Source organism: Tissierella pigra (assembly GCF_018917845.1).
GTDB classification, from domain to species: Bacteria; Bacillota; Clostridia; order Tissierellales; family Tissierellaceae; genus Tissierella; species Tissierella pigra.
Window position 1 is genome coordinate 51,068 of sequence record NZ_JAHLPJ010000001.1, and the last position, 15,057, is coordinate 66,124.

At 30.2% G+C, this 15,057-nt stretch carries 13 protein-coding genes; 12 read left to right on the forward strand and 1 reads right to left on the reverse strand.

Going from position 1 to position 15,057, the window contains the following annotated elements; all coding sequences use genetic code 11:
* The first annotated feature begins 76 nt into the window (after positions 1–76).
* The 3 genes from KQI41_RS00240 to KQI41_RS00250 all read left to right on the forward strand — a co-directional run bounded on the left by KQI41_RS00240 (position 77) and on the right by KQI41_RS00250 (position 2,389).
* Positions 77–283 (forward strand): small, acid-soluble spore protein, alpha/beta type, encoded by a 207-nt coding sequence (locus KQI41_RS00240; protein ID WP_154440870.1) that lies wholly within the window; start codon positions 77–79, stop codon positions 281–283.
* A 115-nt stretch (positions 284–398) separates the two neighbouring features.
* Positions 399–632, forward strand: coding sequence for a small acid-soluble spore protein Tlp (tlp, locus tag KQI41_RS00245; RefSeq protein WP_154440872.1), 234 nt, complete (start codon positions 399–401; stop codon positions 630–632).
* A 377-nt stretch (positions 633–1,009) separates the two neighbouring features.
* Positions 1,010–2,389 carry an MATE family efflux transporter gene (locus KQI41_RS00250; RefSeq protein ID WP_154440874.1) on the forward strand — a complete coding sequence of 460 codons (1,380 nt, stop codon included), beginning with the start codon at positions 1,010–1,012 and terminating at the stop codon, positions 2,387–2,389.
* A 27-nt stretch (positions 2,390–2,416) separates the two neighbouring features.
* On the opposite strand, the gene KQI41_RS00255 is transcribed toward KQI41_RS00250, so the two are convergent.
* A complete protein-coding gene (locus KQI41_RS00255; protein ID WP_195837994.1) occupies positions 2,417–2,863 on the reverse strand; it encodes a hypothetical protein in 447 nt (148 codons plus the stop codon).
* Between the two features lie 157 nt (positions 2,864–3,020).
* Between KQI41_RS00255 and KQI41_RS00260 the strand changes: the two genes are divergently transcribed.
* From KQI41_RS00260 to KQI41_RS00300, 9 genes are all read left to right on the forward strand, one after another.
* Entirely contained in the window at positions 3,021–3,278 is a 258-nt protein-coding gene (locus KQI41_RS00260; RefSeq protein ID WP_154440876.1) for a YkuS family protein, read from the forward strand.
* Positions 3,279–4,076: 798 nt separating this feature from the next.
* A complete protein-coding gene (locus tag KQI41_RS00265) occupies positions 4,077–4,289 on the forward strand; it encodes a FeoA family protein (RefSeq protein WP_154440880.1) in 213 nt (70 codons plus the stop codon).
* A gap of 25 nt (positions 4,290–4,314) precedes the next feature.
* The gene (locus KQI41_RS00270) at positions 4,315–4,536 is read left to right on the forward strand and encodes a FeoA family protein (protein WP_412034783.1); all 222 of its coding nucleotides are present in this window, start codon (positions 4,315–4,317) and stop codon (positions 4,534–4,536) included.
* A gap of 115 nt (positions 4,537–4,651) precedes the next feature.
* Positions 4,652–6,877 carry a ferrous iron transport protein B gene (gene feoB, locus KQI41_RS00275; RefSeq protein ID WP_154440882.1) on the forward strand — a complete coding sequence of 742 codons (2,226 nt, stop codon included), beginning with the start codon at positions 4,652–4,654 and terminating at the stop codon, positions 6,875–6,877.
* Positions 6,878–6,912: 35 nt separating this feature from the next.
* Positions 6,913–7,068: a FeoB-associated Cys-rich membrane protein gene (locus KQI41_RS00280; protein WP_154440884.1), complete on the forward strand. Its 156-nt coding sequence runs from the start codon at positions 6,913–6,915 to the stop codon at positions 7,066–7,068.
* A 266-nt stretch (positions 7,069–7,334) separates the two neighbouring features.
* Entirely contained in the window at positions 7,335–8,363 is a 1,029-nt protein-coding gene (locus KQI41_RS00285) for a Wadjet anti-phage system protein JetD domain-containing protein (RefSeq protein WP_216584558.1), read from the forward strand.
* Positions 8,348–9,856, forward strand: a complete 1,509-nt coding sequence (locus tag KQI41_RS00290) for a replicative DNA helicase (RefSeq protein ID WP_154440888.1) — start codon at positions 8,348–8,350, stop codon at positions 9,854–9,856. The genes KQI41_RS00285 and KQI41_RS00290 overlap by 16 nt, the downstream gene beginning before the upstream one ends.
* A complete protein-coding gene (locus KQI41_RS00295) occupies positions 9,846–10,598 on the forward strand; it encodes a DUF6063 family protein (protein ID WP_216584559.1) in 753 nt (250 codons plus the stop codon). The genes KQI41_RS00290 and KQI41_RS00295 overlap by 11 nt, the downstream gene beginning before the upstream one ends.
* Positions 10,567–15,009, forward strand: a complete 4,443-nt coding sequence (locus tag KQI41_RS00300) for a Smc domain-containing protein (RefSeq protein ID WP_154440890.1) — start codon at positions 10,567–10,569, stop codon at positions 15,007–15,009. The genes KQI41_RS00295 and KQI41_RS00300 overlap by 32 nt, the downstream gene beginning before the upstream one ends.
* The last annotated feature ends 48 nt before the right edge of the window (positions 15,010–15,057 follow it).

The following is a 15,057-nucleotide window of genomic DNA, read 5'->3' on the forward strand; positions in this document are numbered from 1 at the left end:
AAAATTACCTAGTATTTTAATAGATATTAATATCCAAAATAACAAGAGAAATAAATTTAATTAAGAGGTGATTGTTATGGGAAGAATGCCTATAGATTCAAATGCTATAATAGCTTTAAATGAAATGAAAATGGAAATTGCAAAGGAATTAGGATTAGGAAATAATATTACTGAATTAGATCCTGTACAAAATATATTTACAGCAGGAACCGTAGGAGGATTAATGACTAGAAATTTAGTTGAAATTGGACAAAAAAATCTTATAAATAAAGAGAATAAATAATATCATTTGGCAAGATTTATTGGAATAAGAAACTTAATATAACACATAATAAAAAGGCAACCTTATTTAAGGTTAACTTTATCACACAAATATATTAAGTTAGGAGATAAAAGCAATGAATAATAAGCCAAAACCAGATGATAGAAGAGATAATGTAGATAAGATTCAGTTTAATATTGATAATACAATTCAAAACTATAGAGAAACTAAAGAAATGATTTCAAAAACAAGTGATGAAAAATCTAAAAAAGATCTTGAAGAAAAACAAGAGAGAAGATTAGAGTCTCTTAAAGGTATGAGAGAAGAAATAAAAGATGAAGCAATAGCTAAACAAAACGATTATAAATAATTAAACTAAAAAATAATAGAGTAATTGCTCTATTATTTTTCTTTAACTGGAAGAAAATAAACAATGTAATATAGGATAGAATGATTATTTTTGTAAGGTTACTAAAATTAAATTCGGAGTTCATATGCTAGTTCTAGTAATATTAAAGCCTGTAAACTTAGTTAATGATATAAAAACATATATGATATACTGTGTTCATACCCATAGGGGACACATAACATTATATGAAACCATAATACAAATAATGTTGACATAAAGTAAAAACTAATATATACTATCGAAGGTAGTTTATACTAAATATATAATAAAACTGAAGCAGATGGGCGGCTTTTAATACCCATTTGCTTTTTTGTGTCTAAAAATAGGAGGCGACATAAATGAAAAAGACATTAAAAGACAAACAGTTTTTCCTTGCTATTCTTACATTAGTTATACCTATAACTTTGCAGAACTTAATCAGTTCATCATTAAATATGGTTGATAACTTAATGATAGGAAGACTAGGGGAAAATTCAATTGCATCAGTTGGTTTAGTTAACCAATACTTTTTTATATTTACTTTATGTTTAGCAGGAATTAATGCTGGGGCAGGTATATTTATGTCTCAGTTTTGGGGGAGAAAAGATATTTCTAACATACGAAAGATGTTAAGATTAGATATAATCTTAGGTCTTGTAGCTTCAATTATATTTTTTATTCCAGCAGCATTATTTCCTAGTTCAATAATGAGAATATTTACTAAGGATATTGAAGTTGTAACCTTGGGAATAAAGTATCTTAGAATAATATCTATAACATTTGTACTTACTGGCATTACCCAATCTTATTCTACAGTACTAAGATGTATAGGTATAGCAAAACCACCTATGTACGGAAGTTTAATAGGAGTACTAACAAATGCATTCTTAAACTGGATATTGATATTTGGCCATTTTGGGTTCCCGACAATGGGAGTAGCAGGAGCAGCCATAGCTACGAGTATAGCTAGAGTGGTTGAAATGATAGTTATAGTTATTGCAGCTTATAAATCTAACTCTATTATTTCTAATAAAGACAAAGAGAATGTAGAATTTGACTTTAATTTTGTGAAAATGTATTTTAAAACATCCTATTCAGTAATACTTAATGAATTGGTATGGTCCGTAGGACTATCAGTATATTCAATTATATATGCTAAAATAGGTATTCGTGAAGTGGCTAGTATGCAAATAGCCAATACTATAAATAATATGTTTATGGTTCTATCTATGGGACTGGCCAATGCTGCTGCAATTATGATAGGAAACAAAATTGGAGCTGGGGAGGAAGAGGTAGCAATTGATTATTCAACAAAGCTAGGTATATTAGCACCTATTGTAGGATTAATAATGGGAATATCTCTATGGGTATCTGCACCAATGGTTGTAGGATTGTTTAATATTAATAAAGATACACTAAATATGACAATAACAGTACTAAGAATTATGGCAGTAGCTGCACCTTTAAAATTCTTTAATGTTCTTATGATTGTAGGTGTATTTAGGGGTGGTGGAGATACTACTTACTCAATGCTCGTCCAACTTGGAACGGTTTGGTGTTTTGCAATTCCAGCTGGATTTATTGCAGCAGTATATTTCAAAATGCCTTTAGAAAAAGTGTTCTTTGTAATAACTTTAGAAGAAGTACTTAGAGTATTCTTCGAAGCTAAAAGACTTAAATCTAAAAAATGGATAAGAAATGTAATTGAAGATGTAGAAAACATAAGCTTAGCAGCATAAAAGAATACTCCTTTTAGGAGTATTTTTTTATAGATTATCATTTAATTTTGATACTGCCTTTTCTAAATCAACCTCAGCATTAGATAGGGCTTGTTCTCTACTTACATTTGGGTCATCTAAATAACCACCATGGGTTTTTAGGATTTTCCTAGCTTCATTAGTTTTGCCATCTGAATTTACACTAACTACATAGTTGATACTTGCTACATCATCAAATGTTCCCATGCCACTTACCATGGGACTTGCTGCAGCTAAAGGTGAATTTCCCTGATTTAAACCATCTGATCCAGAACCTAGAACTAAATTAGAAAGACTTGCACCTGTGCTAGCTCCATGAAGGTTTGTTTTAACATTTTTATTTCCTATATAATGATCATTTATATCTACAAAGGCATCACTAAATCCTGCTTGTTCTAGTGATTTAATAGCATCATTGGCAGCACTTATTTCACCGAAATAGCCTTTTACTGTCATAAGAATTCCTCCAGTATACTTTATTTATTCACTATATACTTTCTCACAAATGTATAATATTAATACAGTTATAAATTTCTATAACAGCCAAAATGGACTAGATAATAATAGTATATTATATTGCTAATTGTACAAAATAAAACATGAGGTGATAAGTATGAAAAAAATTGGTATAGAAAAAGGACTAAGTAATGTGGCAGGTCATTTGATAAAATCAGGGTATACAGTTGAATCTCTAAGTGGATCAATAGATGAAAATATTAAAAAACTAAGTGGTTTAGATGCCATAGTAACAGCAGGATATAATACTGATATGATGGGAATTAGTGATACGGAAACTAAGGCACCAGTAATAAATGCAAAAGGTTTAACCCCAGAAGAAGTAAAGAATAGATTAGATGAAGAGTTTAAATAAATAAAAAAGCTAAGTTATTTCTTATAACTTAGCTTTTTTATTTATTTCCATATATTATAAATCTTTTTTAAAAGTTAAATTAAATATAGAATATAAAGTTATTAAATAAAGTTTTATTTAGATAAATATGGCTGAAATAACTAAAGAATATGATTAATAATACACTAATACCAGCAACTGATATTCTGGAGTATTTTTTCATTTTCTATTTCTTGCACTTCTTTACACTATCCATTAGCTGATACCAAATTTGTAGGTATAAATACTAGCTTGTCCAAATCATCAATATTTTGGCAATATTTAATAGTATTTAATTTATTTATATAATCTTTTGAATATGAAAAGTTTATAAGATCACTTTGATCTCCATATGTTCGAGGTACTGCATTTATATATTGTTTCTTAATAGAATCTCAATAGCTATTAAAAGATAGTCTATATTTATATTTTCCATCATATTGAATAAGGATTTTTAAATTTTTAACTGTATGCTGATCAATCTCCTAAAAAAGTCAATTTCCTGTTCAAATGAGAATTTTACTTCTAGAAAATATCTATCGGATTCAAATTTAATTCCTTTTAATTCAAGGAGTTTTCCACTATAGATAGACATAATTGTCCCTCTTTCTCTAGATTTAAGTATGGTAGTATAAAATAATCCATATTTTTGTGAAAAAATTCTCTTTTCTGGTAGAAATCAAAGTGGAAGAATATTGACTTTTGTATAAAGTTGGATTATACTTACACTATAGAACTAAGCGATACTGATTATCAATACCGAAGAAGGGAAGTGAATTTATGTCATTAATGATGGTTCCGTTAGGCGAAACAAAGATAGTTACGGAGTTTAGAGGGAAAGATGATATGAAGCGTCATCTTCAGGATTTAGGAGTTGTAAAGGGAGAAAAAATACAGGTTGTCGGTGAAACTTCAAGTGGACTTATTTTGCTTATCAAAGGTGTTAGAATTGCCCTTAATCGTGGATTAGCTTCGTTGATAATTGTTAATTAACAAACAAGAGTGAGGAGGAGATATAGTGACATTAAAAGATTTAAAACCAGGTCAGGAAGGTACGGTTATATCCATTGGAGACAAGGGACCTATGAGAAGAAGGATTATGGATATGGGGGTGACTCCAGGAACTGTTATAAAGGTTATAAAGGTGGCGCCTTTAGGAGATCCTATTGAAGTAAATATAAGAGGATACGAATTAAGCCTTAGAAAAGATGAAGCTGAGAATATAGAGATAAAGATGTAGACAATTTATAAAATAAATAGGTGTTTAACCTATTATTTTTTCCATTGTAGGTTAGAGTAAGCTAACCATGATAATTATTTAAGTATGTTTTAATTTCATAAAAGGAGGATAAATTATGGATTATGTAATTGCTCTCGCAGGTAATCCTAATAGCGGGAAAACGACGCTTTTTAATGAGCTTACTGGTTCTAAACAACATGTTGGAAACTGGCCAGGAGTAACGGTAGATAAAAAAGAAGGTGTGTATAAAAAGGATAAGAACATAAAGATTCTGGATTTACCAGGAACCTATTCATTATCTCCATATTCAGCAGAGGAAATAATAGCTCGAGATTATATTGTAAAAAATAAGCCTGATGTAGTAATAAATATTGTTGATGGAACTAATATTGAAAGAAACTTATACCTTACTTTACAGATTGCTGAGACTAAAATTCCTATGGTTGTTGCCATGAATATGATGGATGAAGTTGAAAGTCAGGGAGATAAGATTGATTGTGAGAAACTAAAGAATATTTTAGGTGTTCCTGTAATACCGATTGTTGCTCGAAATGGAAAGGGTTTGGATAAATTAATGGCAGAGGCTGTTAAGGTAGCTAAGGATAAACCTTTAGGAAAGAAATTAGAAGTATTTGATGAGAATATTTCAAATGCTGTAAATGCCATTTCCGAATTGTTAATTGAATCTAATAATGATTCCTCATCTGTTAAAGCTATTTCCACAGAGGCTCAATGGAAAGCCATTAAATTAGTAGAGAATGATGAAATAGTAAGCTCTACCTTATCTGATAATAAGAGGGCTGCTGTTGAAAAGATTGTGAGAGAAGCAGAGAAGAATGCAGATGGAGATACAGAAGCGAAAATAGCTGATTTAAGGTATCAATTTATAACTAAAACAGTAAATACTGCTGTTAAGAAAAGTAAAAAAGGCTACGTTGAAACAAAATCAGATAAAATAGATAAGATTTTAACCAATAGATTTTTGGCTTTACCGATTTTTGCTATTATTATGTACTTAATGTTTGCTATTACATTCAGTGAAAATTTCTTATTGATAGAAGGACTTCCTAGTCCAGGTGTCTGGTTGGCTGGTTTAGCAGAAGGTCTGTGGGGTTCCTTTGCAGATGTAGTCGATGGATTGATTGCGAATGCTTCTCCAGTGGTATATTCCCTTATTATGGATGGGGTAATTGAAGGATTAGGTGCTATTATTGGTTTCATTCCTTTAGTATGGGTTTTATATTTGTTAATATCATTTTTAGAAGACTGTGGATATATGGCACGTATTGCTTTTGTTATGGATAGAATCTTCCGTAGATTTGGTCTTTCAGGACGTTCTTTTATTCCATTATTGATGGGATTTGGATGTGGTGTCCCAGCAGTTATGGCTACTAGAACTTTAGATTCTGAAAAGGATCGTACAATAACAACTATAATAACTGCTTTTATGCCTTGTGGTGCGAAGCTTCCAATTTTTGCAATGTTTGTTTCTACTTTCTTTGCAGGAAACAATAAAACATTAGTTACATACTCCCTTTATATGCTGAGTATAGTTGTAGCTATTGTAGTATCCTTGATTTTAAATAAATTTGTATATAAATCTGCTACTTCCAATTTTGTAATGGAGCTGCCAAGATATCGTGTACCTACTATAAAGAGTATTGCTATACATGGATGGGAAAAGGTAAAGGGTTTTGCTGTTAAAGCAGGTACAGTTATATTTATATCTACAATACTTATTTGGTTATTGAGTAATTTTAACATTAATTCATTTAATGGCGTTAATGCTGCAAATAATGAAGACGGAGTCATTATGGCTGAAATGGATGATAGTTTCTTAGCTTCAGTAGGAAATGCAGTTGCTCCTGTGTTTAAACCATTAGGCTTTGGTGAATGGAGACCTACTGTAGGTGTGGCAACTGGCTGGATTGCAAAGGAAATGGTTGTAGTAACTCTTGCGCAGTTATATGATGATGATGTTTCGCCTGAATATTTAGAAGGATATTTTTCTCAATATAATCAAGAAGAATTAGAAGAATTAGGATTTGAAGATGGACAGTATGATGAAGAAGCGGCATTTGATATTTATACTGAGGGAATTCTTTGGGAAGGGGAAGATGAAAATGCCCTTTCAACAATGAAGGATGATATAAAAACAAAGGCAGCAGCTTATTCCTATATGGTATTTAATTTATTGTGTATGCCTTGTTTTGCAGCCGTAGGAGCAACAAAGAGAGAATTAAAGTCTTGGAAGCTTACAGGGGCAGCAGTGGGAACTCAAATGCTTACAGCATATATCGTGGCATTTGTAGTTTATACTGTAGGAAGCCTGATAGCTTAGTAAGATTAAAGGCTTTTCTTTAGGAGGGAAAAGATATGGTAGACATTATAATAATAGGTGTTATAGGTGTTTGTGTGGTTTTGAGTATTTTATATATGGTCAAAAGAAAAAAAGCAGGGCAAAGCGGATGTGGATGTGACTGTAACGGTTGTGAAACTTCAGGCTGTAGTACACAAAAGAACACTAATTAAAAAGAAATAATAAAACCTAAGTGGCTAGCCACTTAGGTTTTATACATTGTAATTGCTTCCAATTATTTGTAAAACCCATAGATAGTAAGATATTATCTATGGGTACTGATAAAAATTTAGAGGAAGATTGTTACATTTTAATAGGTTGGTTATAATAGGTGAAATAGTAGAGAATCCTCCTCTGATTGTTATAAAATAATGATCAATGGAGGTTTTTATATATTAATTTATGTTAAAATAGAATAAAGATAATGAGGTGAGATTATATGTCCACTAAAGATAGAATACTAAAATATTTAAAATCCCATAAAAATAATACAATTCAATTAAATCAATTAGAAAATATATTATCAGGGGAGGAATCTTATTTAGATTTTACTTCTATTATAGAAGACTTAATGGAGAATAGGATTTTAAAGCCAGTGAAAGAACATGGCACCAATGGAAAGGTGATACCACTGTATAATACCTATCGTATTATAAAAGCAAGTCTTAGAGAAACAATCAATGATGAAATACAACGAAATAGCATCGAATTTAATCCCGATATAAATTTAGATATTTATTTTTCACTCAAGGAAGAAGAGTGGGAAAAAGATTTGCAATATATAAAAATTATGGATGATTATTTAGTGAAAAATGGCCTACCATCAGACTACGGAACATCTTCAGAAAGAAGCTTTCAGATTGTAGGGAATGAAAAATGGATAGATGAAGAAGGTGGAAAGAAGATATTGGAAAGGATAAAATTATGGGAAAAATTTAAAATAATAACTAATCCAGACCCTCTTATGTTTGCCATAAATCCTTTTAGATTCAAAGAATCATCGCATATCCATTTAGTAGTAGAGAATAAAACGACCTTTTATAATTTAATAGATAGTATTAATAAAAGTCAATTTACATCTCTAATATATGGGGCTGGTTGGAAAATTACAGCAAATATCCATAAATTATATAATCAATTAGGATTAGAGAATGATTTACATAAGATATATTATTTTGGAGATATAGATGCAGAAGGGATATCAATATGGTATTCAATATATGAAAAATACAATATAGAATTGGCACTACCATTTTATAAAGCACTGTTCAATAAAAACTATTCCATAGGTAAAGAAAACCAACAAAGGAATGAGAAGGCTATTGACAAATTCACAGAATACTTTTTGGAAGAAGGAAAATCTAAAATAAATAAACTGTTTGAAGATGGAGGATATTTACCACAAGAGGCACTAGAGAAAGAAGAACTGGAAAGAATTTGGAGGAATGAAATATGGGAATTTCCATAAAGAATATTACGGAAAACTATAGGGAAAGGATGGAAAGACTGGTATTATTTGATCCTTTATATGAACTTAAGAGAAAAACAGGAAAAGACAACAGTGGCAATATAATAGACTATTATGGCTTAGGGTTACTGACATTATTATTTTTCTTTGAAAATATGCTAATAAGGAATAAAAAAGCCGGAGTATTGGAATTGACTGAATTTCTTTCAAATCTTACCTATGGGCAACTAGATTTAAGTTATGAAGATTATGTAAAGATGTCTAGGGAAATAATACAGGTATTTAGACCATCCAGTGGGAAAAGAAATAGTAGGGAATTTTATAATTGGGAAACAGGAAAAGATGAAATAATTCAATATTCCATACTTAAAGCATCTGATTTTGATTCAAAATCCAATCTTCAATACTACAAATTAGATGAACAGGGTCTAGAGTTGATATTTGCAACAAAAGAGTTTTTTTCTGAATTTCAGCTTTCTATTAATCAACTAATACTTAGAAAACAATTGGAAAAAGGGGAATTTGCAGGTGCTTTAAGACAGATTGATGAGATGAGAATGGATGTTAGACATTTGCAGGAAAAAATATATAGTATAAAACATGAAATTCAAAGAAATATTATTTCTGATGAAACTTACAAAAGATATGAAACAATAGTAGATGATATACATTTTAGATTAAATAGAGAAAATGAAGAGTTTGAAGAGTTAAAACTCTTTATAGGTGAAACGAAAAATAGATTAGAATACGAAATCCATAAGGACAAGATGGAAAAGGCTTATGGATTAGTTCTTAGGATAGAGAGAGAACTGGGAGAAGTCCACTATGAACATAGAAATTTACTATTAGAAAGTATAGAAATGAAGACTACAGCATTAAATGCTGCACAGGAATCACTGTATTATGTAGGAATTGATTCCTTCAATTTCAAAGAACAAATAACCAGTAAGTTACTATCGATTCCTTTGCCATTAGAAGCTTCACGAAATTTAGCAGCCCCTTTTTTATATTTGGAGAAGGCAGAGCTTTGGTCACCATTGGCAGTCTTTGCTAAGCAGGGAATAATAAAAAAAGGCACAGAAGATAGGGGACGGACCTTTATTGATCCTTTAGAAGAAGGAGAAATCCAAGAGGATATAAAAATACAACAGAGAAACTACGAATATATAATGGAAATAATTTTAAGATTAATTGATAATGAGAACCATATTTCTTTAGAGGAAGTAGTTAATCATATAATAAGGAATGAAGATGAGAGTATATTAAATCATAGATCTTTTTATGATTTTTGGTTGCTTCTTCACTATAATTCTCCTATAAAAATGGAAATAGAAGAAAATCAAAATCTTATGCTAGAAAAGGTAATTAAATTATTAGAGAAAGACTATACTCAATTGGAAGTAGTAGAGATAAATGGGAAAGTTCAGCCAAATACAAGATATACAATAAGAAATATGAAATTGAGTTTGGAGGTGAAGAATAGTGATATATGAACAGGAGCAGGTAGTACAAGCATTTAAAATATATTCGACTTTAGCTATTAATGGAAAGGCAAACAAGGATGATTTAAGATTATATATAGCTGATGATACCATAAGGGGTTTAGTAAATCAGTTTGCTCAAGAGATGGACTGTATCATATTGGTTGTGGGAGATATGGTATATATGGTACCTTTGGCTATTTATTCACCTTTTCATGTATCTAATCAGTCCATTAAAGACAAACACTTGCCATCTAAGGCTGTAAATGCAGATATATATATGATGTATATATCAATAATAATCTTATTTGGTGAATTTTATGATAGCTATCAAAACGTAGAAGCTACAAGAGATTTTATAAGAGTTGGAGATTGGTTAAATGTAGTAAATCAAAAGGTATTGTCAATAAAGACCTTTGATGAGGAAAAACTTTTGGAATTGGAAGAAAGATATGAGTATAATTGGATTGCCATAATAGACAAATGGGATGCATTAGATGATATTAAGGAAAATGTTGCTCAAACTGCTAGGACAATTAGTAGGATGAGTTTTATTAACATGGTAAAAAGATTCTTGGAGAAGCAGGAATTAGTAGAAGAAATAGGAAATGATGAAATTCAATTAACCGAAAAGGCTAAGGCTATTATTCAAAGATATTATATGGAGTTAGAACATAATAGGGAAATCTTAGAATTTATATATTCTTTAGAAGGGAAGGAAGGTGAAGAGAATGCCAGCCATATCAAAAATTAGATTGACTAATATAATATATGAAAATGGAGGCAAAAGATTTAATGATGATATATTTGAGTTTGATGGACATAATGGAGTTATATTACTTGAAAATGGAGGAGGAAAAACTGTATTGATCCAGACTGCTCTTCAAGCTGTACTTCCGCACTCAGCCCTAGGAGAGAGAAAAATACGAGATACCTTGTCCCTAGAGGGAGGAGCAGGTCATATTGCCATTGAATGGATATTAAATGACAGACCTAGAAGATATGGAGTAACGGCAGTAACTTTGTATTTAGCTCCAGATGGCTTAAAATCCTTACGATATGCTTATGATTATTCATCAGGGGATGATCACTCCATAGATAATATTCCCTTCACAAAGAAAAATCAAGAAAATCTTACTAGATCTACCAGTAGGCAAGAGATGCAGGAATATTATCAATATATGCAAAGTCAGAAGCTAAATGCTTACAGCTTTGACACAATAAAAAACTTTCAAGAATATATTGAAGAAAATTTCCACATTATCCCTTCAGAGTGGAAAAATATTGCTCTTATAAATGGAGCAGAGGGAGATGTTGAAAAGTTTTTTGAACAGTGTAAAACCACTTCCCAATTGGTTGACAAGTTACTTATACCCACTGTAGAAGAGGCTTTGGTAGGTAATGGGACCGATGATTTTGTCCAAATATTTGAAAGACAAAGAGAGCATTTCAAAAAGCATAAGGAGCTTAGAGATAGAATAGAAGAGAGTAAAAAAATAGAGGAAAAAATAAAAAACTATGTGTCCATATATGTTGAATATCACAAAGTAGAAGAAGGAATGGTTAATAAAAAAGGGGAAGTTAAATCAATATATGAGTTTTTAGAGGAAGAGACAAGAAAAACTAATAGTGAAATATGCCATATAGAAAATTCACAAGAAATGTTAAATAAAGAAATGGAAGAGCTAAATAGGAAAGAACTATCCTATGAATTGGCAAAGTTAGAAAAGGAATTAAACAAAGCTAAAGAGGATTATGAAATCATCTTACATGAATACAATGAAATAAAAGACAACTTAGAAGAAAAGGAAGAAAGATTACAAAACCTTGAGATAGCAGAGCTTAAATCCAATATCAAACAGGAAGAAGAAAGAATCACCAGATTGAGGAATCAATTGAGTGAATTAGATGATGATTATGAAACTCTGGATTTTAAGGAAAGATTAAATGAAAACTCTAGTATATTAAAGGGATATTTTGAACAAGAATTAAATAGTTTAGATAAACAAAAAAACATGGCGGACAGTCAAAAGTATAGATATGAAGAGGAACTAAAGGTAATCCGTGTTAAATCAAATGGCTTGAAGATAGAAAAGGAGGATTTGATAAAGGTTCGCTCTGGCTTTGAAGGTGAGATAAAGGCAACAAAAAGTATTATGGAAGGTATTAGAAAAGAAATACTTTTAAACCCAGCTAATGAAACTATAGGAGAAGAATATCCTAAGTGGAAAAGTAGGCTGGAAGAGATTGAAAATTTGAATCTAGAGCATATAAACCATTTAAAAGGATTAAAAAATAGAAAAGAATTTTTATCAAAAGAAGTCCCTATTATAAACAATGAAATAGAAAATTTAATTAAAGATGTCACTAGGGAAGAAGCAAATTTGGAAGAAATTCATACTAAGCATGAGAAAATATTATCTATGATTAGAGGTTTAAAAATAGATTGGCAGTATTTAGATTCCATATATTTAAAGCAACAGTCAATTATTCAATATATGGAGGAAAGGCTGGAGAGAATAAAAAGTGAGAAAGAAAGATTAATAGAAAAGGAAAGGTTATCCTATAGATTATTGGATTATTATGGAGAAAATGAATATTTTACTGGAGAACCTTTGCTTGAAAATTGGATAGATAGTTGGAAAAATCAATTTAATCTGTTGGAACTTGGAACTAAATATATAGAAAAAGTAGCAGTCGAGTTCAATAAGGATATAGAAAGGATATATAGAGAATATCCTCTATGGCCATTGGTTGCCATTACCTCAGAAGGGGAGCTGGACAAATTATATAAAAAAATAGAGTCCCAAAGTAAAAAATTAATATCTCCAATATTAGTTTTATCTCAAGAGGAAGCAACAAAGATTATATTGGGAAAAACCAATATAGAGGAAAGATATATATATCCTTCTATTTGGCGGGAGAATGTAGATAAGAAAAAGTTTCAAATATGGAAAGAGGAGCTTTTACTATCTGCCAAAGAAATTGTGAAGGAAAGAAAAAACAAGGAGAAAGAAGAAAAAGATTGGAATGATAGGTTAAAAAGTATCAAGGAGTTTTTAAGCGATTACCCCTATGATAAATACGCCCAATTAGAAGAAAGTCAAAGAGAATTGAAGAAAAGCCTAGAAGATAAAAGGAATAAGCTAGGGGAAAAACAATTAGAAGATAAAAATATAAATAATGAAATCAATGAATATGAAACTAAATTAAAAGATTTGGAGCAAGAATCCAAGTATTTAGAGAGAAAACTGGAAAGAGCCTTAGAATTTTTCCAAAGAGAAAGAGAAATAGAAAAGATAAATAATCAATTATTTAGGAAAGATGAAGAGATTGAAAAAATCAATAAGGATATAGAATTAAATGAAAAAAGCATAAAAGTCAGTGAAGATATAATCCAGAATCTTCAAGAAGAAATTAGAGATATTGGTGGTGAAATATCTAAAATACTAGATGATTTTAATTATAAGGAAGTAAGAGATTTTAAAGGCATATATAAGAACATGGCAAAACAAAGCATTTTAGAGGATAGAGTATATATAAGGGATATGCTGTCTGAAAAGCAAAAAGATAGACCAGAATTAGAAAGACAATTAAAAATGGCTATTGAAAACAAAGATGATAAAACACAAGCATTGGAGCTGAAGTATAAAAGCGCTTATTATCATATGGATGAGGACTTAGAATACCCTTATAATGGAAAAAATTTAATAAAAAGCCTAGTGGAGAATATTAGAACTTTAAAAGAAGATATGGAGAAGATAGAACCCAATAAAAATATAATGGAAAAAATATTTGCTAAGAGTGAAACTAAATATAATATTAGAAAAGAGGATTTCTATAAAAAATTTAATGAAATTATGCTCTTTACAGAGCCTCTATTTAATGTAAAAAAACAAATAAGTAAAGAAAAAAGAGAATTAGAAGATAAAGAAAAGTATTTAAAATCAAATGCTGATAGATTGGAAAATGAATTAAAAGATATTGAAAATCATATACAAAACCTTAAAATTGAAAATGGAAAATATGAGTTTTTAATAAATAAAATTAAACCAATTTTGTTACAATCAGATATACTACAAAATCTACCCTATAATAGAAAAAATATAATATCCAGTGCCATAGCTCAGATGGAAGAATTAAAAATAAATCTAGAAAATCAGGCAAAGAAAGTAAATATGGAAAAAAGTCATTTTATTCAATTTTTAAATGAAAATCCCATAGAAATTAGATTGAGGGAGATGACCATATCTGGAGTAAAAAACAAAGAAGATTTTCATGATATATTGGAATGGCAGAGTAATATGGAAAGAACTCTAAATAGAGTGATAAACATATATGAAAAAAATATGATGGAACATGATAAAGAATTAAATCAGTTTATTCAATATCTATATACTTATTTATCCACATTAGCTTATGAAATAAGTACAATACCTAAGAATACAAAGGTAAGAATAGAGGATAAATGGAAAGAAATATACCAAATCCAAGTTCCAAGTTGGAATGAAGATAGGGGAAGAGAAGAAATTAGAAAACATGTAGATTGGATGATAGGTAAATTAGAGGAGGAAGAATTTTTAGATGAAGAAGGAAATGAAGATATAGAAAAGGTAAAAAAATCTATAGAAACATGGCTGCAACCTAAGCAATTGCTCAATATTATTATGCTAGGCGAAGAGATTAAAGTAAGATGCAGAAAAGTGACTAATGACGGAAAAGTAAGTAATATGTACTATTCTTGGAGTAGTTCAAACCAATGGTCAGGTGGAGAAAAATGGAGCAAGAATATGGCTCTTTTCTTGGGGATATTAAACTATTCAGCAGAAAAGAAGCAACATATAGTACCTAATCAAAAACGAAACAGAACAGTTATAATGGATAATCCCTTTGGCAAGGCTTCCAGTAACCATGTTTTAAGCCCTGTATTTTTCATAGCAGAACAACTAGGATTTCAGTTTATAGTTCTAACTGCCCATGGAGATGGAAAATTTATAAGGGATTATTTTCCTATAGTTTATAGCTGTAAGCTAAGACCTTCTGTAAATGGGGATACGTCTATATTAACTAAGAAGAAAACCATAAATCATGCATTTTTGAGAGATAATGACCCTATGACAATAGAAAGAATAGGAGATAAGGAGCAACTAAGCTTACTTCAGTAGATAAATGTGAAGGAAAAATAGAACTATCTTAAAATCAGTAAAAACCCC

Bases quoted from the DNA above. Each gene is read 5' to 3' on its own strand.
- KQI41_RS00240 (WP_154440870.1), top strand. From the start codon at position 77: ATGGGAAGAATGCCTATAGATTCAAATGCTATAATAGCTTTAAATGAA.
- tlp (WP_154440872.1), top strand. From the start codon at position 399: ATGAATAATAAGCCAAAACCAGATGATAGAAGAGATAATGTAGATAAG.
- KQI41_RS00250 (WP_154440874.1), top strand. From the start codon at position 1,010: ATGAAAAAGACATTAAAAGACAAACAGTTTTTCCTTGCTATTCTTACA.
- KQI41_RS00255 (WP_195837994.1), bottom strand. From the start codon at position 2,863: ATGACAGTAAAAGGCTATTTCGGTGAAATAAGTGCTGCCAATGATGCT.
- KQI41_RS00260 (WP_154440876.1), top strand. From the start codon at position 3,021: ATGAAAAAAATTGGTATAGAAAAAGGACTAAGTAATGTGGCAGGTCAT.
- KQI41_RS00265 (WP_154440880.1), top strand. From the start codon at position 4,077: ATGTCATTAATGATGGTTCCGTTAGGCGAAACAAAGATAGTTACGGAG.
- feoB (WP_154440882.1), top strand. From the start codon at position 4,652: ATGGATTATGTAATTGCTCTCGCAGGTAATCCTAATAGCGGGAAAACG.
- KQI41_RS00280 (WP_154440884.1), top strand. From the start codon at position 6,913: ATGGTAGACATTATAATAATAGGTGTTATAGGTGTTTGTGTGGTTTTG.
- KQI41_RS00285 (WP_216584558.1), top strand. From the start codon at position 7,335: ATGTCCACTAAAGATAGAATACTAAAATATTTAAAATCCCATAAAAAT.
- KQI41_RS00290 (WP_154440888.1), top strand. From the start codon at position 8,348: ATGGGAATTTCCATAAAGAATATTACGGAAAACTATAGGGAAAGGATG.